The sequence below is a fragment of the Vibrio sp. 1457 genome, assembly GCF_033340195.1.
Classification (GTDB): Bacteria; Pseudomonadota; Gammaproteobacteria; order Enterobacterales; family Vibrionaceae; genus Vibrio; species Vibrio alginolyticus.
This window is the reverse complement of sequence record NZ_JAWOWA010000014.1, coordinates 120,868-142,422: the sequence shown is the minus strand read 5'-3', so window position 1 is coordinate 142,422 and position 21,555 is coordinate 120,868. Positions and strand designations below refer to the sequence as shown.

General features: G+C 45.7%; 20 protein-coding genes and 1 pseudogene. 14 read left to right on the top strand and 7 right to left on the bottom strand.

Annotation, left to right across the window (positions count from 1 at the left end; translation table 11 throughout):
* Positions 1-109: 109 nt before the first annotated feature.
* On the bottom strand, positions 110-1,309 hold the full coding sequence (zigA, locus tag R7Z41_RS15990) for a zinc metallochaperone GTPase ZigA (RefSeq protein ID WP_005375723.1): 1,200 nt from the start codon (positions 1,307-1,309) through the stop codon (positions 110-112).
* Positions 1,310-1,499: 190 nt separating this feature from the next.
* Between zigA and R7Z41_RS15985 the strand changes: the two genes are divergently transcribed.
* On the top strand, positions 1,500-1,925 hold the full coding sequence (locus R7Z41_RS15985) for a TraR/DksA C4-type zinc finger protein (protein ID WP_104976545.1): 426 nt from the start codon (positions 1,500-1,502) through the stop codon (positions 1,923-1,925).
* A gap of 279 nt (positions 1,926-2,204) precedes the next feature.
* Complete coding sequence (locus R7Z41_RS15980) at positions 2,205-2,813, top strand: MarC family protein (protein WP_017635732.1); 609 nt, start codon at positions 2,205-2,207, stop codon at positions 2,811-2,813.
* A gap of 291 nt (positions 2,814-3,104) precedes the next feature.
* Here the strand turns inward: R7Z41_RS15980 and R7Z41_RS15975 are convergent, their stop codons facing one another.
* Positions 3,105-3,545 (bottom strand): phosphate-starvation-inducible PsiE family protein, encoded by a 441-nt coding sequence (locus R7Z41_RS15975; RefSeq protein WP_104976546.1) that lies wholly within the window; start codon positions 3,543-3,545, stop codon positions 3,105-3,107.
* Positions 3,546-3,808: 263 nt separating this feature from the next.
* Between R7Z41_RS15975 and R7Z41_RS15970 the strand changes: the two genes are divergently transcribed.
* The 4 genes and pseudogenes from R7Z41_RS15970 to R7Z41_RS15960 all read left to right on the top strand — a co-directional run bounded on the left by R7Z41_RS15970 (position 3,809) and on the right by R7Z41_RS15960 (position 6,872).
* Entirely contained in the window at positions 3,809-4,123 is a 315-nt protein-coding gene (locus tag R7Z41_RS15970) for a hypothetical protein (RefSeq protein ID WP_104976547.1), read from the top strand.
* 165 nt (positions 4,124-4,288) lie between these two features.
* Positions 4,289-5,068 (top strand): annotated as a pseudogene (locus R7Z41_RS24675) (PAS domain-containing protein); the annotation flags it as partial.
* Positions 5,066-5,602, top strand: a complete 537-nt coding sequence (locus tag R7Z41_RS24670) for a methyl-accepting chemotaxis protein (protein WP_372036153.1) — start codon at positions 5,066-5,068, stop codon at positions 5,600-5,602. The pseudogene R7Z41_RS24675 and the gene R7Z41_RS24670, both read left to right, overlap by 3 nt.
* Before the next feature lie 391 nt (positions 5,603-5,993).
* Complete coding sequence (locus R7Z41_RS15960) at positions 5,994-6,872, top strand: DMT family transporter (protein ID WP_047100918.1); 879 nt, start codon at positions 5,994-5,996, stop codon at positions 6,870-6,872.
* 46 nt (positions 6,873-6,918) lie between these two features.
* Here the strand turns inward: R7Z41_RS15960 and R7Z41_RS15955 are convergent, their stop codons facing one another.
* The 5 genes from R7Z41_RS15955 to R7Z41_RS15935 form a co-directional block, all read right to left on the bottom strand.
* Complete coding sequence (locus tag R7Z41_RS15955) at positions 6,919-7,827, bottom strand: hydroxymethylglutaryl-CoA lyase (protein ID WP_085568956.1); 909 nt, start codon at positions 7,825-7,827, stop codon at positions 6,919-6,921.
* Positions 7,827-8,666 carry an enoyl-CoA hydratase-related protein gene (locus R7Z41_RS15950; protein ID WP_206969244.1) on the bottom strand — a complete coding sequence of 280 codons (840 nt, stop codon included), beginning with the start codon at positions 8,664-8,666 and terminating at the stop codon, positions 7,827-7,829. Before R7Z41_RS15950 ends, R7Z41_RS15955 begins: the two co-directional genes overlap by 1 nt.
* A gap of 29 nt (positions 8,667-8,695) precedes the next feature.
* On the bottom strand, positions 8,696-10,300 hold the full coding sequence (locus R7Z41_RS15945) for a carboxyl transferase domain-containing protein (RefSeq protein ID WP_158173129.1): 1,605 nt from the start codon (positions 10,298-10,300) through the stop codon (positions 8,696-8,698).
* Between the two features lie 25 nt (positions 10,301-10,325).
* On the bottom strand, positions 10,326-11,495 hold the full coding sequence (locus tag R7Z41_RS15940) for an isovaleryl-CoA dehydrogenase (protein ID WP_169628816.1): 1,170 nt from the start codon (positions 11,493-11,495) through the stop codon (positions 10,326-10,328).
* 66 nt (positions 11,496-11,561) lie between these two features.
* Positions 11,562-11,936, bottom strand: coding sequence for a MerR family transcriptional regulator (locus R7Z41_RS15935; protein ID WP_017821195.1), 375 nt, complete (start codon positions 11,934-11,936; stop codon positions 11,562-11,564).
* A 275-nt stretch (positions 11,937-12,211) separates the two neighbouring features.
* On the opposite strand from R7Z41_RS15935, the gene R7Z41_RS15930 reads away from it, so the two are divergent.
* The 8 genes from R7Z41_RS15930 (at position 12,212) to cyoA (ending at position 21,552) form a co-directional block, all read left to right on the top strand.
* Positions 12,212-13,423 (top strand): thiolase family protein, encoded by a 1,212-nt coding sequence (locus R7Z41_RS15930; RefSeq protein ID WP_005375769.1) that lies wholly within the window; start codon positions 12,212-12,214, stop codon positions 13,421-13,423.
* A 23-nt stretch (positions 13,424-13,446) separates the two neighbouring features.
* On the top strand, positions 13,447-14,940 hold the full coding sequence (locus R7Z41_RS15925; protein WP_158173497.1) for a CoA-acylating methylmalonate-semialdehyde dehydrogenase: 1,494 nt from the start codon (positions 13,447-13,449) through the stop codon (positions 14,938-14,940).
* A gap of 19 nt (positions 14,941-14,959) precedes the next feature.
* The gene (locus R7Z41_RS15920; RefSeq protein ID WP_225477787.1) at positions 14,960-16,114 is read left to right on the top strand and encodes an acyl-CoA dehydrogenase family protein; all 1,155 of its coding nucleotides are present in this window, start codon (positions 14,960-14,962) and stop codon (positions 16,112-16,114) included.
* 38 nt (positions 16,115-16,152) lie between these two features.
* Positions 16,153-16,938: an enoyl-CoA hydratase gene (locus tag R7Z41_RS15915; protein WP_206952830.1), complete on the top strand. Its 786-nt coding sequence runs from the start codon at positions 16,153-16,155 to the stop codon at positions 16,936-16,938.
* An 8-nt stretch (positions 16,939-16,946) separates the two neighbouring features.
* Entirely contained in the window at positions 16,947-18,086 is a 1,140-nt protein-coding gene (locus tag R7Z41_RS15910) for an enoyl-CoA hydratase/isomerase family protein (RefSeq protein WP_206969245.1), read from the top strand.
* 11 nt (positions 18,087-18,097) lie between these two features.
* Positions 18,098-19,003 (top strand): 3-hydroxyisobutyrate dehydrogenase, encoded by a 906-nt coding sequence (gene mmsB / locus R7Z41_RS15905; RefSeq protein WP_005375775.1) that lies wholly within the window; start codon positions 18,098-18,100, stop codon positions 19,001-19,003.
* Between the two features lie 110 nt (positions 19,004-19,113).
* On the top strand, positions 19,114-19,872 hold the full coding sequence (locus R7Z41_RS15900; protein ID WP_005375778.1) for an SDR family oxidoreductase: 759 nt from the start codon (positions 19,114-19,116) through the stop codon (positions 19,870-19,872).
* Positions 19,873-20,670: 798 nt separating this feature from the next.
* Positions 20,671-21,552 carry a ubiquinol oxidase subunit II gene (gene cyoA, locus R7Z41_RS15895; protein ID WP_005388604.1) on the top strand — a complete coding sequence of 294 codons (882 nt, stop codon included), beginning with the start codon at positions 20,671-20,673 and terminating at the stop codon, positions 21,550-21,552.
* The last annotated feature ends 3 nt before the right edge of the window (positions 21,553-21,555 follow it).

Below are 21,555 nucleotides of genomic sequence, written 5' to 3'. Positions count from 1 at the left end.
GAAACCTATAAACAGGTTTCCGATTGTCTCTCATCAGAAGGATCGGTCAACTGATCCTTATCTGATCTACATTGCCCGAATGGTGGGAGGCTTTTTGTATCTCAGTCGTTTACTGTTCCCATTCAGGGAAAGGGTCTTCCAGAGATAACCAATAGTCGAGCCCTTGCTCCATCTCATCTTCTGTTAACAAGCATTCGTTAAGACGAGCAATCAATTTCTCTTGCTCTAATCCCTGACCAATAAACACCAATTCTTGTCGCATATCGCCGTATGGTTCTTGCCAAATGTCGTTTATAGCATCTAGGTAATCTTGATCCGTCGGCCATTCCTCCTTCGGAATCGCTTTCCAAAACATACCCGCAACACCATAACGTGCGATGCCTCCCGCTTGGCTCCATTGACCGACAAACTCTGGTCTGGTTGCTAGCCAAAAGTAACCCTTGGAACGAATCAGTTTGCCGTAATCTTTCGCATTGTGGAGGAAGTCGTAAAACTTCTCTGGATGGAAAGGGCGTCTCGCATGATAGGCAAAGCTGGAAATGCCGTATTCTTCGGTTTCCGGTATGTGCTCGCCTCGCATTTCCTTCAACCAACCTGGGGCTTGTTGTGCCTTTTCAAAACTGAAGCTTTGTGTGTCGAGTACCGCATCAAGTTCTACTTCACCATTCGAGATAGGAAGAATAGTGGCCGATGTATTAAGAGTTTTAAGAATCGCAAGAAGCCTTTCGATTTCTGATTTCTCAGCAAGGTCGGTTTTACTTATCAAGATAACGTCAGCGAACTCTACTTGATCAACGAGTAAGTCAGCAACGCTGCGTTCATCGTCTTCACCTAATGATTCGGCTGTCTCTGTTAAGAACTTAGCTTCATCGTAATCACGCAGAAAGTTAATCGCATCAACCACTGTAACCATGGTGTCTAAACGTGCAACGTCTGAAAGTGAGAGCCCGTTTTCATCGGCAAAAGTAAAAGTCTCTGCAACGGGGAGTGGCTCGGCGATGCCAGTGGACTCGATAACTAAGTAATCGAATCTGCCTTCTTGCGCGAGTTTAGTGACTTCTTCAAGCAGATCTTCACGCAGGGTACAACAGATGCAACCGTTACTCATTTCAACCAACTTTTCTTCACTGTGGTTGAGAGAAACTTCATTCTGAACGGTCGCTGCATCGATGTTGACTTCGCTCATGTCGTTGACGATGACCGCAACTTTTCTGCCTTGTCTATTGTTAAGAATATGACTTAAAACGGTTGTTTTTCCTGCGCCTAGAAAGCCGGACAAAACCGTAACAGGGAGTTTCTGGGTGTTCATGCTCATGCTCTTTATAGTGTAATGTTATAATATAACAATTAATATAGTCGGTGATCTTAACTCTGGCATCAAGCAGTTTGTGAGTGTGTCGAGCACTGCACCTTATTGGCGGCTTTATTTGTCGTTTAGTTGCACAGGTTCAGATGTCCGGAATTTAGAGATCGAACTCTTATCTCGGTGTGGAGGTTCTATGAACGAAGAGAAAAAGCATGTCATGACAGAAGAAGAAATTCTTGCAGCGCCCGAGGCGGATTATATGAATGAAGCTCAGCTAGCGTTTTTTGAAAACCGATTATTTGAGCTTTATGAATTGACGTTAGCGCATATTGAACGCGCGAAAGAAGAGATGATTGCGCCAATGGAATTCAGTGACGAAAGCGATAGGGCGTCCAGTGAGGAGCAATCTGCAATCGCATTAAGAATCATAGATAGAGAGCAAAAGCTGTTACCTAAGATTCAACAATCGTTGGCTCGCTTGCGCGCAGGGGAGTATGGCTATTGTTTAGAGTCCGGAGAACCTATCGGCATTCCAAGGTTATTGGCACGACCTACTGCTGAATATAGTGCAGAAGTAAAAGCTCAAATGGAGTCAAAAGAGCACTGGTATAAACACTAAAGCCTCACTATCTTATGACGTCGATATTCTTCTCGTTCACTTGTTTTTTTGATGTTCTCTGAGAAGTCTAAAGCGATGGCGACTACCGTTGGGTATGGTAGTCATTACCTTTGAGATATTAATAGTTATCGATAGGATAGAAGTAAGTTCTGTATTGTAAATAACGCACCATTTTTGTTTTTCTGAATGAGCTCTCGCTATGTTAGCGTCAAACATTTTCTCTGCTACTTCAAGCTGATCTTCTATCCTTAAAGCTAAATTAGTACTGGAGAAAGTAGCATGATTGACTTTGTGGCAACTTTTATCTTTTTCTTTGCTGTCATCGATCCCATAGGTACTGTGCCCGTTTTTATCGCAGCCACAAAAAGCTATGAAGAAGTGGCAAAGCGTAAGGTCGCTCTGTTTGCGACTCTATTCTCCGCTGCTATCCTACTGTTTTTTGTTGTTGCTGGTGAAATCATACTTACAGCAATGCGTATTCCCTTGTCTGCGTTTCAAATCTCGGGCGGTATCGTATTGTTCTTGTTTGCTTTGACTATGATATTTGGTGAGAGTAAACCAGCAGAAGAAATCAGAACGCTCAATAGTCATCATGATACAGCAGTTTTTCCTCTAGCCATTCCATCAATTGCTAGCCCTGGCGCAATATTAGCCGCCGTTTTACTCACAGAGAACGTGCGGTTTAATATTTGGGAGCAAGTCCAGACCGTGGCTATGATGCTGCTGGTACTATTGGTTGTTTATATCTTGCTATTAATGGCCAGCGGCATACACAGGATTATTGGGAATACAGGAGCTAGTGCTGTAAGTCGGATCATGGGGTTGATATTAGCCGCTGTGGCCACGACCAACACTCTGAATGGGATTGAAAGTTACTTTGACCTTTAAGGCTGTTTCGCAAACTGAGCTGAAGGAGTTGAAAGTAAAATGCATAGATGTTGAGGGTATATATCAGATGGGGGAACTGGAGCAACACTTGCCCCCATTGAGCTGTGCCAATACTCAAAGATTAGCTGCTAGAAAACAATATCGATAATTTCTCCGCTTAGGCACTACTCTATAATCTTGTAGTCTCGCAGTATATAGAGCCTAGCATGGAGGAATTTATTAGCTTCAACGTGCCAAGACAAGACTTTTTCATGCCGTGAGAGTATCTGAAAAGTCGGGAGGCTGAGAAGTTTATTCAGTATGGCTCTTATTGGGCAGTTTATGGATCAGCCAGTAACCAAGACTCATACTAAGAACTACAGCCGCAATTCCAATCAGGTACATTGGAGACAAGGTTTCAAAGTCTATAATAATGACCTTTCGGGAGATTGCCATCAGCGCGGTGGCCATGACGATTTTTACATGAATAACATTTTCTCTCAGGTAAATAGTTATATTGATGAAAATTTCAATAGCAATTAAAACGGCCATAAAAGCACCAAAAGTGGCTAGCATATCTGAAATCGTCAGAATGAGTTTAGGTGGCGTGATAAGTTTTTGATATATCGTCCATGCAACATCTATCACACCCATGACGATTACAAACAACATAACTATCGACAATACTCTTACAGACCAATGAATCACTACCTGTAATTTCTTTGTTAACTTATCATTTTTATCGACTTCCATGACCCTGTTTCCTTCGCTTGTTTATGTTCACTTAACCTTCATATGTTGAAGCTAGACAATTGAATACATGTCGTTTAAAGCATAGTTGCTGTGGTGAGAGATAGAAGCGTCCGAGGGAAGGAAGTTATGAAACTTAGGAGTGGGCACAATGTTGGACACATAATGTAATCTCTGGTGTCATGCGTTATTACCTCATTGCCTCATTTCTGATCGTGACGAATCGACTGATGAGGTGGTGATTCATCACCTTCACGGCAAACTGAATGAGCGAATACCACAACGTATTGATACTGGGCAAATCGATGCGTTTGTTGCTCCGTGCGTTGTTAATAGAAATCCAAGCGAATAAGGAGTGGGTAATCGCTCAAAAGTCGGGTGGAAAAGCGGTAAAACGGCGAAAATTATTGGAACTAAGTCAAAGCCCTTTTTTGATGAAAAGGCTTATTGATCTGAACACACCAATTTTCCATATAAGTAAATCCACAAATACAAATCTAAAGCTGGCGATAAAGAGCTTTAATATTGATAAATATATAAACAGCTTGGGCGCTGAAGAAATTTCAGTATACTGCGCTTAGGTTACACTGGAGAAAAAATCGCCGTATTCCCAGCGAGAATCCTTTTATAAGAAATAGAAATCGCGTTTGAATATGCAACCAAACGATTTTGCCGCTTGCAGTTTATTCGGTATACAAATAATAAACCTTTGACTAGTCCGAAGGTCGGTCAAATGAGAGAAAGTCATGTTTTTTAATAAGTCGCTTCAACAAGAAAATCAACGATTAAAGCAGGAGTTGCAAATCCTGCAGCAAATCCAAACCAGTTTAGATGAAGAGATGATCCGCTTAACATTGGATAGTAAAGGCCTCATTACTTCTGCAAATACCAAACTACAGCAAGAACTTTTCTTACATGATGATGAGATCTTAACGAAATCAATTACTGAATTGGTACCGTCAAATTCGCGCAATACAGACCACTTTCATCGAATGAAGAAAGCCGTCCAAGATAAAGTGTTCTGGAATGGGGCATTGCAAGTACAGAAAGGTAATGGTGAGGAAGCCTGGTTAAGAACGATTATCCAGCCTGTTTTAAATGAGCGCAGAGAAGTAGAAAGCTTTTTTGTTTTTGCTTCTGAACTTACGCGAACGATCAAATCATCCCGTGAGCAAGAGGACATGCTAAATGCATTAAGTCGTTCTATGGCGGTGATTGAGTTCACATTAGATGGCCATGTTTTAAAAGCCAACGATAATTTCCTAAACACAATGGGTTATACGCTTGATCAGATTCAAGGGAAGCATCATCGCATGTTTTGTGATCAGGAAGAGTCGAGCTCTCAAGCTTACCGTGAGTTTTGGCAACGTTTAGCAAAAGGGCAATTTTCATCAGAGCGATTCAAACGAGTTAACCGTTATGGTGAAGAGGTGTGGCTAGAGGCTTCATATAACCCTATCCATAACGACAGAGGAGAGCTCTACAAGGTCGTTAAGTTCGCGACAGATATTACCCAGCAGGTGATGCAGGAACAGAAAATGGCCCAGGCTGCGCAATTGGCGAACGAAATCTCCCAAGAAACTGGTACACAAACCCTGCAAGGGCAAGAGGTTATAGGCTCAACGTTAGAAAAGATGCAGATACTTTCCGAGCAAATGCAGCAAGCGAACACCGCGATTGACGAGCTTAAAGCGCACTCATCGCGTATTAGCGAGTTGGTAAATAGCATCAGTGGTATCGCTGACCAAACTAACTTATTGGCGTTAAATGCGGCGATAGAAGCGGCTCGTGCGGGTGAGCATGGTAGAGGTTTTGCCGTTGTTGCTGATGAAGTCAGACAGCTTGCTACAAGAACCAATGCAACCACCGATGAAATTGTCACAATGGTCAGTGAAAACCTACAGCGAACAGATAACGCAGTTAAGCTGATCGCTAAATGCCAAAAAGAAGCACTAGATACGCTAGAGCTCTCTGAAAAAGCAGGCAATGTGATGAATGAAATACAAGATGGCGCTAGCCGTGTTGTAGAGGCCGTGGAGCAATTTAACCGCTCGTTGTAGTTAATCAATAGGTTTTCATTGTAGGGGCGATGGGTAAAAAGCAATTCACCTTATTCAACCTGTATTGAGGAGCGTTGAAGTCGCAATACTACTCCTGCCGCAGTCAAGTTAAGCGTTTTGAAGGAGGGGTAGTTCGACACCCCGTACAGGTTTTAGCCAGTTTGCTTGCTGTATAGAATGCTAAAGTAATTTAGTATGCGAAAAGGCTTGCCTTAAGACTTTGCCTGCATTTAATGTATCTAGAAGCAGAACTTCAATCTGCGTGACAACAATACAGGAGAGGATCGGGCTTTCACTTTTTCGCTCGACACAAACCCCTTTCAAATTTACACAGTAGCGCAGTAAAACTCTCTTGCTGCGCTATTGTGTGTTCCATATTTTGTGAGTACTTATGTTTAACTCAGAACGCAAAGCGACGGTTATTCTGGTTGCGACGACGATGATCGCGGCACTTGGCTGGATATTCTCTAAGGAAACAATACAGGGTTTACCACCTTTTGGCTTTATTGGGGCGCGATTTACAATCGCTTCGCTCTGCTTGCTGCCTCTATGTTACCGACCTTTGCTGAAAGCAAACTTAAAAGATGTGTTATCTGCTAGTGGTGTCGGACTCCTGTTAGGCAGTGCCGTTATGACATGGATTTACGCCATTTCTATCAGTGATACTCTCGGGGAAGGCGCATTTATCATGAGCCTTTCCATGCTGTTTGTGCCGATTGTTGCATGGGTTATGTTTCGTCAACGACCACAACGAATTTTCTGGCTTTCTTTGCCTATCGCTGTATTAGGTCTCGCTTGTCTTTCTTTAGTTGGTGGCTGGAAACAATCGGCCAGTCAATTGTGGTTTCTTGGTGCAGCACTGGTTTTGGCGCTTCATTTTAATGTGAACAGCAAATACTCTCAAAAACTACCTGTGTTGCTGCTTACTTGCGTGCAACTTTTTTCAGCAGGTTGTTTAGGTTTGTTGGTTTCATTTTTTATGGAATCTTTCCCGGCAGAGGTGGACTCCTCTATTTGGTGGTGGTTTGCGTTGAGTACCTTATTAGCGACGAGCTTGCGTTACGTAATGCAAACCATGGGGCAAAAATTTGTTCAGGCAGGTAACGCTGCTCTAATTATGATATTAGAACCAGTTTGGACGGTTATTCTGAGCGTGCTGTGGTATGGCGAAGTGCTAACGGCAAATAAACTAGTAGGTTGTGTGCTTATCTTATTTTCTCTAATTATTTATCGTACTGGCGGGCGGTTTCGCTTCCCAACTCGAAAGTAGAGCAAATTAACTTGGGTTGGGAGAATTTGAGGTGCCGGATGGCCTTCTACGAAAGTGATAATACGCGGTTACGCAATGCTAATGACACTTTTGATGTAGGCTGCCGACCCAGCTCTTCGCTGATCATCCAGCCAGCTTTAGCCAGTAGCTCTAAGTCGATCCCCGTTTCTATTCCTAACCCTTGGCATAAATATAGTACATCCTCCGTTGCGACATTTCCTGATGCGCCATGAGCGTATGGACATCCACCCAGCCCAGCGACACTGCTGTCGATGGTATTGATGCCCATACTCAAGGCTTGATGAATGTTGGTGAGAGCTTGTCCCCATGTATCGTGGAAATGGACAGCAAGCTGGGGAAGAGGTGCAACCAACATGACGGCTTCCAGCATAGCAGCAATTCGATTTGGCGTGCCTGTGCCGATTGTATCGCCTAGAGATACTTCATAGCACCCTAAATCGATGAGCGATTTGGTCACGCTCGCCACCTGTTTAGGGGCTGTTGGACCGTCGTAAGGGCAATCTGCAACGCAGGATAGATAACCTCGAACAGGGATGCTGTGTTTGGTGGCTAATCGCATTACAGGCTCGAAGCGAGTTAAACTTTCTGCAATCGAGCAATTGATATTGTGTTGGCAGAATCCTTCTGATGATGAAGTGAAAATTGCGACCTGATTGGCACCAGCCTCCAAGGCTTGTTCGAAGCCTTTTAGGTTTGGTGTTAGGGCAGAATAAGTAACATGATTTCGCCTTGTTATTGCTTTCATGACCTCTGTTGAGTCCGCCATTTGTGGCACCCATTTGGGCGAAACAAAAGAGCCCGCCTCAATATGCGTTAGCCCAGTATCAGAGAGTAAGTTGATCAACCGGATTTTAGTCTGGGTCGCAACAGGAGATTCATTTTGCAATCCATCTCGTGGACCTACTTCGACAATATTTACTTTGGAAGGCAGCATTACTTGTCCTGTGATTTGGTTACCCAACTTGGGCTTCGTTTTTCAAGAAACGCTTGCAGCCCATCTTGACCTTGGGGTGATACTCTAATGTCCGCAATGAGCTTGCTAGTATAGTGAATCAGTTGTTGATCGATGGGGTTTTGATGACATTGATGGCAGAGAGTTTTCGCTTTACGCATCGCATCTGGGCTATTAAGTAGCAACGTCTTGATTACACTATCGACCGCATTTTCAAGCTGTTTGGCTTCTTTCACTTCGTGCACAATACCAAACCGTTCGGCATCTTCGGCTGAAATGACTTCACCACTTAAGATATAGCGTCTAGCTTGTCTATTCCCCATCGCGCGCATGACGTAAGGCGCAATGGTCGCTGGAACTAAACCAAGCTTAACTTCACTTAAGCAAAATTTGGCACTTTGGCTTGCGATGGCGATATCACTACAACAAATCAACCCTAAAGCACCACCATAAGCGGAACCTTGAACAACTGCGATGGTGGGTTGAGGGAACGAATCTAATGTTTCCATGAGTCTTGCCAAGTTTTGGGCATCAACGAAGTTATCTTGCCTCGTGCTGTCGGCCATCGACTGCATCCAATTCAAATCGGCCCCGGATGAAAAGTGCTTGCCGTTACTTCTTAATACCAAGCACCGCACATCCGTTCGTAAAGCGAGATAATCTAGGCGGTGGATCAGCAAGTCGATCGTACAAGCGTCAAAAGCATTGTGTTTAGCTGTTCTGTTTAGGGTAATGGTCGCTACGCCATTATCATCGACATGCCAAAGAACATCATCTTGCCTTTGGGCGTTGGGAATAATGCTTGGTTGCATTTCCTGCATACTAACTTCCTTAATTCATCTTTGGATGTTTACATTCTGAAGACGCCAAACTCGCTATCAGGAATGGGGGCATTTAATGCTGCCGTTAACGCTTGACTCAACACCTGACGCGTTTTTTTAGGGTCAATAATTCCGTCATCCCATAGCCGAGCACTCGCAAAATAGGGATGTCCTTGTGTTTCATACAAGTCTATGATCGATTCTCTAAAAATGTGCTCTTCTTGCTCTGACCACGCTTCCCCCTGACGTTCCTTCGCGTCTTTTCGAACTTGTGTTAAAACGCCTGCTGCTTGTTCTCCGCCCATCACAGAAATACGCGCGTTCGGCCACATCCACATCATGGTTGGATCATACGCTCGGCCGCACATGCCGTAATTACCAGCGCCGTACGATCCACCGATGATCACGGTAAACTTCGGCACGTCAGCACAAGCGACGGCCATCACTAACTTGGCGCCATGTTTTGCGATGCCTTCTTCTTCAACCTTTTTTCCGACCATAAAGCCGGTAATGTTTTGGAGAAAGAGAAGCGGTATTTTCCGTTTGGCGCACAGCTCAATAAAGTGCGCGCCTTTTTGTGCCGATTCAGAAAACAAGATACCGTTGTTTGCCACAATACCAATCAAGTGTCCTTGAATACGAGCGAAGCCACACACTAGCGTTCTGCCGTACAAGGATTTGAATTCGTCGAAATCAGAATCATCGACGATGCGGGCAATAATTTCTCGAACGTCGAATGACAGTCGTAAGTTTGCATTCACGATTCCGTAGATTTCTTCTGCGTCGTAGCGGGGAGGAAGTACGGTGTTTTCTGGCTTAACAGGTCTTGTTCTATTGGCATTGGCAATGGCTTCTCTCGCAAGCATTAGGGCATGTTCATCATTTTCAGCGTAATAATCTGCGACACCAGATTTCCGACAATGCACGTCTGCACCGCCGAGCTCTTCACCCGTCACGACTTCGCCAGTGGCCGCTTTCACCAAAGGTGGCCCCGCCAAAAAAATGGTGCCTTGCTCTTTAACCATAATGGACACATCCGCCATGGCAGGAACGTACGCGCCCCCAGCAGTGCAAAGCCCCATCACAACAGCAACTTGGGGAATGCCTTTCGCTGACATTCTCGCTTGGTTAAAGAAAATGCGACCAAAGTGTTCTTTGTCGGGGAAGACGTCGGACTGATGAGGGAGATTTGCGCCACCGGAGTCCACCAAGTACACGCAGGGGAGTTGGCAACGTTGGGCAATCTCTTGCGCTCTTAGGTGTTTTTTTACCGAGAGTGGGTAGTAGGTTCCACCTTTTACCGAAGCATCGTTGGCGATAACCATGCATTGAATTCCCTCTATGATACCAATGCCGGCGATAACGCCAGCGCATGGGATCGCTTCGTCATACACCTGCCAGGCGGCAAACTGGCTGATTTCAAGAAAGTCAGTGTTGTCATCAAGCAAGCGCGCGATGCGTTCTCGGGCTGGGAGCTTTCCTTTTTGCCTCTGGTGCTGAATGGCTTTTTCACCGCCTCCCTGTTTGATGGTATCGATGTGTTGATTCAGTTGAGTGACCAACGTTTCCATCGCAGCTTTATTGGAAAGAAATAACTCGTCAGTTGGCTTAGTTTTACTTTTGATAATGGCCATAATGACTTCCTTGTCGTATGTTCCGTTAGCGAGATTCTTCGAACAGTTCTCGGCCTATTAACATGCGGCGAATCTCTGAGGTACCCGCGCCGATTTCATAAAGCTTTGCATCACGTAGCAAACGACCAGCAGGGTATTCATTGATGTAGCCATTCCCACCGAGCAGTTGTATTGCATCGAGTGCCATTTGTGTGGCGAGTTCTGCACTGTACAAAATCGCGCCAGCGGCGTCTTTGCGTGTTGCGTTACCTCGATCACAAGACGCTGCGACGGTATATACATACGCTTTTGCTGCACTCATTCGAGAGTACATATCGGCGATCTTGCCCTGAACTAACTGAAACTCGCCAATGGATTTTCCAAACTGCTCTCGTTCATGTACGTACGGGACCACAATGTCCATGCAAGCTTGCATTATCCCGAGTGGTCCGGCAGCGAGGACGACGCGCTCGTAATCCAGCCCACTCATTAACACCTCGACGCCTTGATTCAACTCGCCAAGAATATTCTCTTTTGGCACTACGCAATGGTTAAATACAAGTTCGCAAGTATTCGAGCCTCTCATGCCTAGTTTGTCCAGCTTTTGAGCATGAGTGAAACCTGCGAAGTTACGTTCAATAATGAATGCGGTAATGCCACGTGAACCTGCGCTGACATCCGTTTTAGCGTAAAGCACCACTACGTCAGCATCGGGCCCGTTTGTTATCCACATTTTGTTGCCATTCAGTACAAAATGGTCGCCCTTGTTCTCCGCTTTCAGTTGCATGCTTATCACGTCTGAACCGGCATTGGGCTCACTCATCGCTAGGGCGCCAACGTGCGTACCATCAATGAGTTTTGGAAGGTATTTTTCGCGTTGAGAAGGCGTGCCGTTACGAAAGATTTGGTTGACGCACAGGTTAGAATGAGCGCCGTAGCTTAAAGCGACAGACGCAGAGGCACGGCTGATTTCTTCCATGGCAACAACATGAGCGAGGTATCCCATGCCTGCACCACCAAGCTCTTCATCGACGGTCACACCAAGCAACCCCATTTCTCCCAACAAAGGCCATAAATGATTCGGGAACTGGTTATCGCGGTCTATCTCAGCGGCGATGGGCGCAATATGTTCCGTAGCAAAGGCATTAACGTGTTCTCGGAGCATATCGATGGTATCACCAAGTCCGAAATTGAGTGGGGTATAGGTGCTTTTCATAACGTCTCCCGGTATCAGAGGTAAGGTGGAAAAGCCTGTAGCGGTGTTGCTAATTGAGTATAGCGTTTATGTCTGCTTGCTTTTGAGTGTTTGAATACAACGCTCCTTAGCGGCATTCAACTCTGCCATAACGACGCTGATGTCGTTGAGTTGTTGCTGTAGGACGGCTTGTTTCTCTTCAATGATATTGAGCATTTTCAATAACTGTCCTTCGGTTTGTTGCATGTCGTAGAGCTCGAAAAGTTCACGAATTTCTGCCAACGAAAAACCGAGTCGTTTCCCTCTTAAAATCAGTTTGAGGCGAATTCTATCCCTGCGTTGATAAACGCGCATATTGCCCTTTCGCTCTGGTTCAATCAGACCCACGTCTTCATAAAACCGGATACTGCGAGTAGTAATATCAAACTCCTTGGCGAGGTCACTGATCTTGTATTTTTCCATAACATACTTACCTCGAATAAAAATCCAGTTTCTGGAAATCGAACCTTAAATGGGAAGGCCGAACATCAACTTTGAAATATAAACGTCTGCTTGGTGTGTTTTTTCATCTCATTGTAAAGGCTAGTGCTATGCTTACGTAAACGTCAAGAAATCGCGGAATGAAAGTTTGTTAGTGAAAAAGGCGATAAAGGCTGGTGTGGCGCTTGGTGAGTAATTCTATGTAGGGTGTCATCAGTCTGCCAAGTGTTCACATATACCTTAAGGGAATGCGAATCATGGGAAAAGACATCTGGATTGTCAGCGCGAAAAGAACGCCAATTGGGCGCTTTCAAGGCAAGTTGCAAACTTACTCTGCTCCTCAATTAGGCGCACTGGCGATCAAGGCGGCAATGCACGAAGTGAATGTGACTTCGGTGGATGAAGTGTTCATGGGATGTGTGCTTCCAGCAGGGTGTGGACAAGCTCCTGCGAGGCAAGCATCTATGGGGGCAGATCTTCCTTTGGGTGTAGGGTGCACCACCATTAACAAAGTGTGTGGCTCTGGCATGAAGAGCGTCATGTTAGCGCACGATCTCATTAAAGCTGGAACGATTCGCTCTGCCATTGCTGGTGGTATGGAAAGTATGACCAATGCGCCGTATTTGCTGAGGGAGGCGAGAAAGGGAATGCGTATGGGGCACCAGTCTGCGTATGACCACATGTTTCTCGATGGGCTACAAGATGCTTACGAAGGGCACTTAATGGGTGTTTATGCTCAGCAAGTCGCTGACAGGCTTAAGTTCACCAGAGAGCAAATGGATGAATGGGCCGTGATGTCGGCAAAACGTGCGTTGGAAGCTCAAGAGCGAGGCTTGTTTGCCGATGAACTTTCGCCGGTTTCACTCAATACCAAGTCAGAACAAGCGGTGCTGGACTACGATGAGCACCCACGCTCGATTGACCTTGGTAAAATTCCTCAACTCAAACCTGCATTCGATGAAAAAGGTACGGTGACCGCTGCTAATTCGAGTGCCATTTCAGATGGCGCGGCGGCTCTTGTGCTTATGGATGAAGACACTGCGCGTCATCAGGGGCTTAAACCACTTGCGATCATCAAGGCGCACTCTACACATGCCAGAAAACCTGCAGAATTTACTTTGGCACCCGTCTACGCAATTGAGCAACTGCTGTTCCAGCTAGATTGGTCAATTTATGAAGTGGACCTGTGGGAAATCAATGAAGCCTTTGCCGTTGTGACACAAATAGCGGTGGCGGAACTTGGACTAGATACGAGCAAAGTAAATATTAAAGGTGGAGCTTGTGCGCTTGGGCATCCGATAGGGGCTAGTGGCGCACGAATTCTGGTGACATTGATTCACAGTTTGCGTCAGCTACAAGCGCTAGGCACCAATGGTGATCTCGAAGCCAAAAAAGTGATGCGGGGTGTTGCGTCACTTTGTATCGGTGGTGGAGAAGCCACGGCGATAGGCATTGAAATACCGCTTTAATTGAAATTAGAAAGGAGTAAATGATGACTCGTTTGGTTCCCTTGTTTATTGGTGGCGAGTTTCGTGAATCTCAAACATCGGATTGGGTTGAGGTAACCAATCCCGCCACTAATGATGTCATTGCGTACGTTCCATGTTCCACAGAGCACGAGATGGAAGCCGCCATTGATAATGCGAAAGAGACATTCCAATCTTGGAAGGAAGTGGCAATATCCGAGCGTGCCCGAGTTATGCTGCGTTATCAGCACTTGCTCAAAGAGCATCATGATGAGCTTGCCACACTGCTTTCTCATGAAACGGGTAAGATTTTAGCGGATGCCAAAGGCGATGTGTGGCGTGGTATCGAGGTGGTTGAGCAGGCTGCAAACATTGCCAGCAATATTATGGGAGAAACCGTCGAAAACGTTGCCACGGATATTGATAGTTACTCAATGATTCAGCCCCTAGGTGTGTGTTGCGGCATTACGCCGTTTAACTTTCCAGCCATGATTCCGTTGTGGATGTTCCCAATCGCTATCGCTGCGGGCAATACATTTGTGCTTAAACCCTCCGAACAAGTGCCGTTGACCTCTATTCGTTTAGCTGAACTATTTGAGCAAGCTGGCGCGCCGGAAGGAGTGTTGCAGATCGTTCATGGCCGCAAAGAGCAAGTCGACTTTCTTCTGGCTCATCCTGATATTCGAGCGGTGTCATTTGTTGGCTCGGTTCCCGTTGCCCGTTATATCTACACCACAGGGACTAAACATTTTAAACGGGTTCAAGCTTTTGCTGGTGCAAAGAATCACATGGTGATCATGCCTGATGCAAACAAAGATCAAGTGGTGAATAACCTAATCGGAGCCTCCGTTGGGGCTGCGGGGCAACGCTGTATGGCGATTTCTGTTGCGGTGTTTGTCGGCGATTCAAAACAATGGATTACAGACCTCAAACAGGCAATGGCGAAAGTACACCCAGGGCCTTGGGACGATGAGCAAGCTGCTTATGGCCCACTGATCAGTGAGCAAGCTAAACAACGCGTATTGGACCTAATTGAAGATGGCAAACAACAAGGCGCAGTGTGTGAACTCGATGGCAGTCAGTGTGAAGTGGAAGGCTTTCCCGATGGAAACTGGATTGGCCCAACCTTGTTTAGCGGTGTAACAGCGAACATGTCGATTTACACGCAAGAGATATTTGGCCCTGTTTTAGTTTGTATGGAAGTCGAAACGTTGCAAGAGGCCATTGAGTTGGTGAATCGCAACCCATACGGGAACGGCACTTCCATTTTTACGGCTAATGGCGCTGCTGCGAGAAAATATCAGCATGACATTCAAGTCGGTCAGGTTGGGATCAATGTGCCTATTCCAGTCCCTTTACCATTTTTCTCCTTTACTGGTTGGAGAGGCAGTTTCTATGGTGATTTACATGCGTATGGTAAACAAGCGGTACGTTTTTATACCGAGACTAAAACGGTGACGGCACGTTGGTTTGATGACGATATTCCAACGGGGCCCAATCTGACCATCCAACTGCGCTGAGTGAATAAAAGGAGCTTTTATGGACTTTGAACTTAATGAAGATCAACGTGCATTTGCCGATACCGCTCAACAATTTGCCGATGAGCGTTTAGCACCGATGGCGGCGGAGTGGGATGAAAAGCAGATTTTCCCCAAAGACGTATTGAGAGAGGCGGGGGAACTGGGGTTTCTCAGTCTCTACACACCAGAAGAACATGACGGCTTAGGGTTAAGCCGTTTGGATGCGTCAATTATCTTTGAACAACTCTCAATGGGCTGTACGTCGACGACCGCTTTCATGACTATCCACAATATGGTGAGTTGGATGATAGCCAGTTTTGCTACCGATGAAGCCAAAACGCAGTTCTGTCCGAAATTAGTTACGGGGGAGTGGTTAGGCTCCTATTGCTTAACCGAGCCTAATGCGGGATCGGATGCCGCTTCGTTGACCACAACCGCGAGCAAAAAAGGTGATACTTACGTGTTGAATGGTGGCAAAACCTTTATCTCTGGCGCAGGAGAGACAGATGTTTTGGTCGTGATGGCGCGAACCGGAGAAGCGGGTGCCAAAGGCGTGTCTGCATTTGTTGTTCCTGCTCATACAGGTGGTATCAGCTATGGGCGCAAAGAACCCAAAATGGGTTGGAACAGCCAACCAACACGAGCGGTTACTTTTGAAAATGTCGTTATTCCAGCTAGCCATTTACTGGGCGAAGAAGGGCAAGGTTTTGTCTTTGCGATGAAAGGGCTTGATGGAGGGCGTATAAATATTGCGACCTGCTCCGTCGGTACGGCTCAACAGGCCCTTAATCAGGCGGCACGGTACATTCAAGAACGTAAGCAGTTCGGCAAGCCGCTTGCGCAGTTTCAAGCCTTACAATTCAAATTGGCAGACATGGCGACAGAGCTAGTGGCTGCGCGGCAGTTGGTGCGCTATGCCGCCAGTAAACTCGACCGAAATGACCCGGATGCCACGGCTTATTGCGCGATGGCAAAACGGTTCGCAACCGATGTGGGCTTTCAGGTTTGCGACCAAGCGCTGCAGCTTTATGGCGGCTATGGTTACATCAAAGAGTATCCAATGGAGCGTCATTTCAGAGATGTGCGTGTGCATCAAATTCTGGAGGGAACGAACGAAATCATGCGCTTGATCATCGCGCGCCGTTTGCTCTCTGAGGAATCGGCCTTGCTGTAGCGAAGTATTGGATTTGCTCATTGAGAAAGGATTCAGATATGCCATTAACCCAAGCAGCCATTCAACATACGATCACTAATCACGTTGCGGTGGTGACAATGAACAACCCGCCAGCCAATACGTGGACAGCAGAGAGCCTCAAGGCACTGAAGTCGCTGATACTCACACTTAACGATGATAAGCAGGTCTATTCATTGGTTTTAACTGGCAGTGGAGACAAGTTTTTCTCTGCTGGTGCTGATCTCAAGCTATTTTCTGATGGTGACAAAGCGGTTGCGTTAGACATGGCGCGATGCTTTGGTGAAGCGTTTGAAACACTCTCGGAATTCCGTGGTGTTTCCATTGCCGCCATTAATGGTTACGCCATGGGCGGAGGGTTAGAAGTGGCATTAGCTTGTGATATTCGAGTAGTTGAAGAGCAAGCGGTACTTGCTTTACCTGAAGCCAAAGTCGGACTTTTGCCCTGCGCTGGCGGTACCCAAAACCTCACAGCGTTAGTAGGAGAAGGCTGGGCAAAGCGCATCATTTTATGTGGAGAACAAGTCAGCGCTGACAAAGCAAAAGAACTAGGCTTGGCTGAGGAGTTGGTTCCCAAAGGTGAAGCTTTAAGTAAAGCGCTGGAGCTTGCTGAATCTGTTTCGAACCAGTCGCCATCTTCTGTCGCCGCATGTAAGGCGCTCATTCAAAATATGCGCTCTGCGCCACTTCAACACGGCTTAATGAAAGAGCGAGAGTTGTTTCTGAATCTTTTTGATACGGAAGATCAAGTTGAGGGTGTTCGCGCCTTTTTAGAAAAACGCCCACCGCAATGGAAAAACCGATAGGAGGCCACATGGCAGGGATGGTAACCATCAGTGAAATAGAGTGCTTAGATGGCGTGCACCGCATTGGTATCGCAACGTTAGACAACACCGCTTCATTGAATGCATTGACGTATAACATGTTAGTCCAACTTAACGATCAGCTTGTCAAGTGGCAAGACGATCCGCATGTGACTTGTGTGGTACTCACTGGCGCTGGAGAAAAAGCATTCTGTGCTGGTGGTGATGTTCGAGCTATGTATCATGTCATGCATAACGAGAGCAAAGAAAAAATCGTAGAGTTCTGTACGGACTATTTCTCGTTGGAGTATGAGTGTGACTATCTCATTCACACTTACAACAAGCCTATTATCGGTTGGGGAGAAGGTATTGTAATGGGCGGTGGGATGGGGCTTTTTATGGGAACCAGCCATAAAGTTGTGACAACAACATCACGCCTTGCTATGCCAGAAATCAATATCGGACTGTATCCTGATGTGGGAGGTACGTGGTTTTTAAGCCAGATAGATCCGCAAGTGGGCTTATTCCTCGGATTGACAGGTTCAATGGTAAATTCAAGTGACGCTGTCACTATTGGTTTGGCCGATTGGTTACTGTTGGAAGAGCAGTATCCCACCTTACTGGATGAGCTAAAGCGGCTCCAGTGGGGCAAAGAAGATGCGAAAGAGTTGGTAACTGCGCTACTAAAATTAATGGAAGAACAGGTTATTGATAGCAAACCAACCACGCAAATTTGTCCATACTTAGATCAGATAGAGGAAGCGTGCAAAGGCTTTGATCTTAATGCGATAGCACAGCGAATCATGACTATCGAAGGGAATAGCCAGTGGATAGAAAACGCGAAACAAACGTTCGCATCGGGCAGTCCGATCACCGCGCATATTTGCTTTAGACAAGTGAAAGAGTACCACAGCTTACCGCTTGCAGATTGCTTCCGTTTAGAGTTGAGTTTGTCGGTTCGCAGTGCCTTATTAGGTGAGTTTAAAGAGGGCGTCCGTTCTCGGCTTATTGACCGGGATGGCGAACCTAACTGGATGTTTAACAATGTCAGTGAAGTCGATGAAGATATCATCGATACCTTGTTTACCTCACTTTGGCCGGATGACGAACATCCGCTTGCTGATTTGGGTGAACAAACACTAGGTCAATAAGGAGAATGATCATGAGTACCATCGCATTTATCGGTTTAGGAAGAATGGGGCATCCTATGGCGCAAAACTTACTCGCGTCTGGATTTAACGTGCAAGTATTCGATGTCGATAGCGAAGCCGCAAAGCAACTAGTACCTTTTGGTGCCGTGGTGGCGAGCTCTATCGAAGAGGTAGTAGATGGTGCTAGCACAGTCATCACGATGCTACCAGCAGGGTCTCACGTTCGTTCCGTGTATCTTGGTGACTTACATGGTGGCGTAGGTGTCCTCAATCTTGTCTCGCCAAGTACCTTGATGATTGATTGTTCAACCATTGATCCGGACTCTGCGCGATTAGTCGCCAATGAAGCGGCAAATAAACGTGTGTTGTTTGTCGACGCGCCCGTTTCGGGAGGCGTTGCTGGCGCGAAAGCGGCGACATTAACCTTTATTGTTGGTGGTTCGGATCAAGCGTTTTCTAAAGCCAATGCGATTTTGCAGTATATGGGAAAAAATGTTTTCCATGCTGGCAAAGCAGGCGATGGTCAAATGGCGAAAATCTGTAACAACCTTATGCTCGGCATTTTAATGTCTGGTACGTGCGAGGCATTAAACCTAGGTATCGATCATGGACTCGATCCAAAAGTGCTATCAAACATCATGCTGCAAAGCTCTGGCCGAAATTGGGCATTGGAGCTTTACAATCCTTGCCCAGGCGTGATGGACAGTGCGCCAGCTAGTCACGATTACCAACCGGGCTTTATGAGCAAACTCATGCTAAAAGATCTCGGCTTGGGGTTAGATGCGGCGTTACAAACACATTCTTCGGTTCCGATGGGGTCGTTAGCGCGCAACTTATATTCTTTCCACAACGCGAGCGGCCACGGCGAGCTCGATTTCTCAAGCTTATTTGAGTTATACAAGAGTAAGAAAGGCTAGACCGAGTTTTGTGACAAACCAGCCTGAGATGGTGACCTAAAACGCGCATCATTTCGGCCAACTTAGACTGGTTGAGATAGAGAACATTACGAGTTATGGAGTGCACCAATATGGACATAAAAAGTAGTGTTATTGCCATTACAGGAGCAGGGCAGGGGCTTGGGCAAATGATGGCCATTACCCTTGCTCAAGCTGGCGCTGATTTAGCGTTGTTGGATGTAAACGCCAGTGGCTTAATGGAAACACAAGAGCAGTGTCGAATGCTGAGTGCGAAAGCGTTGACATATCAAGTGGATGTCACCAACGAAATCGACGTTGAAACCACGTTTGAAGCGATTATCCAAGATTTTGGTCAACTCAATGGGTTAGTCAATAACGCTGGCGTGTTAAGAGATGGGTTACTTGTAAAAGCAAAAGATGGCGTGATCAGTAAGATGTCTTTGGATCAATTCAATTTGGTCATGAACGTTAACGTGACAGGAACATTTTTGTGTGGGCGTGAAGCGGCCGTCAAGATGATTGAGAGTGGCTCCCAAGGCGTTATCATCAATATTTCTAGTGTTGCGAGAGCAGGGAATATCGGACAAACCAATTATTCTGCATCTAAAGCGGCGGTCGCGACGATGGCGACAACATGGGCCCGTGAGCTCGCAAGATACGGTATTCGTGCGGCGGCGGTTGCACCAGGTGTAGTACACACCGCGATGGCAGAGCAAATGAAACCCGAAGCCATAGAGCGATTAGAAAAGATGATCCCAGTTGGCAGGATGGGCGAAACAAGCGAAATCGCGCATGCAGTAAAATACATTATTGAGAGTGATTACTTTACTGGCAGGGTTTTAGAAGTGGATGGCGGTATTCGTATGTAAGTGACCACTGAAATAAGGCTCTGATAGACCTGAATAATAAGTTTCTTTCCATTTCAACATTTTCTATGTTGTGGAGTGCTCATTCTGCGCAGCCCAAATGTATTTACAACTTATGTTTGGATTTACCTTGAGAATGATTTCTCACAATCCAATAAAGAGATGTAAATACCACTCAAATATTAAGTGAAATCATTAATTTGATGTTGATCACACTTTTGGTTTTTTAGTTTCCGCTTCTCATTAAGGCTATCTGCGTAAATGAAGTTGATAGTCAGTCTCATCAATTTTAAGTTTCAACTGTTTGTTTTTAAATAATTAATTGTTGAAGCACGAGAAATTCGTGTTGAGGTTACTATTCGATTTAAAGTGTGTAACTTCCATTAATGGAAGGTTAGTTTCCAGTTGTGGCTAATGAGCTTTAACTTTTTACTCCTCATAATGCGCCAAATGTAACATAGTGTTTCAAAGTGTAACAATAAACTCACACTAAGAGTGTGGTTTTGATCTCCACTCAATTCCGTTTTGTTTCGCTCTGAGCCCGACGTTACTCATGCTCAACACATAAACATTCTAATGACTATAACAACTGGTTCTTGGCTTGGTACCAATCGTATCGTAGTAAATAACGGTTCATTCTAGCTGGTTAAATGCTTGATGACGAAGTTGAAAAATTGTAAGTAGAATAACTACTTATCGAAGTTTCTTCTTGTTCTCATACATTACCTCTGCGCAATTTGTGAGCTCTTATTTACTTTGATTGGCATCTGCTTTGAAACCAGACAACCATCGAGAAAGTTAATGGAAGCCTCAAGATATAAACGCATCTTGTCGAGGGGAAGTTTGGCGTCCGTCATACTTATGCTCTCAGGATGTAATTCAGCTTTACTTGACCCCAAAGGTGCCATTGGTGTGCAAGAAAAAGAGTTAATTATTACTGCTCTTTTGCTGATGTTGATCGTTGTAATCCCTGTGATTTTAATGACGATTTACTTCGCTTACCGATACCGCGCCTCTAACACTGAAGAAGAGTACGCACCCGAGTGGTCACACTCGACCAAAATCGAAGTGGTGGTATGGACAATTCCAATCATCATCATTGCGATTCTTGCGACGATCACATGGCGTTCGACTCATGAACTAGAGCCCTCCAAACCATTGGAAAGTGATGTTAAACCAATGACCATCGAAGTGGTGTCACTCGATTGGAAATGGTTGTTCATCTATCCAGAAGAAAACATTGCGACGGTAAACTATGTGGCGTTCCCGAAAGACGTGCCAGTGCAGTTCAAACTGACTTCGGACAACATCATGAACGCGTTTTTCATCCCTCGCTTAGGTACACAGATCTACGCGATGCCAGGAATGGTAACCAAGCTCAACCTGATAGCGAACCACGAAGGTGACTACAAGGGTTTTGCATCGAACTACAGCGGCGAAGGCTTTTCGCAAATGAAGTTCACAGCTTCAGCAATGTCTGATCGTGCTGCGTTCCTAAATTGGGTGCAGAAAGTGAAGGCGAGCCCTGATCGTATTGAAGATTGGGAGCAATACAGCTCACTGGCAGCGCCAAGTATCGCAGAGCCAGTCACTTTGTTCTCTAGCGTTCCTCCGTTCTTGTTCACCGACGTTGTGACTCAGCATCCTGGTTCAATGAACTGTTTGCCTGAAAACCAAGGATAATCG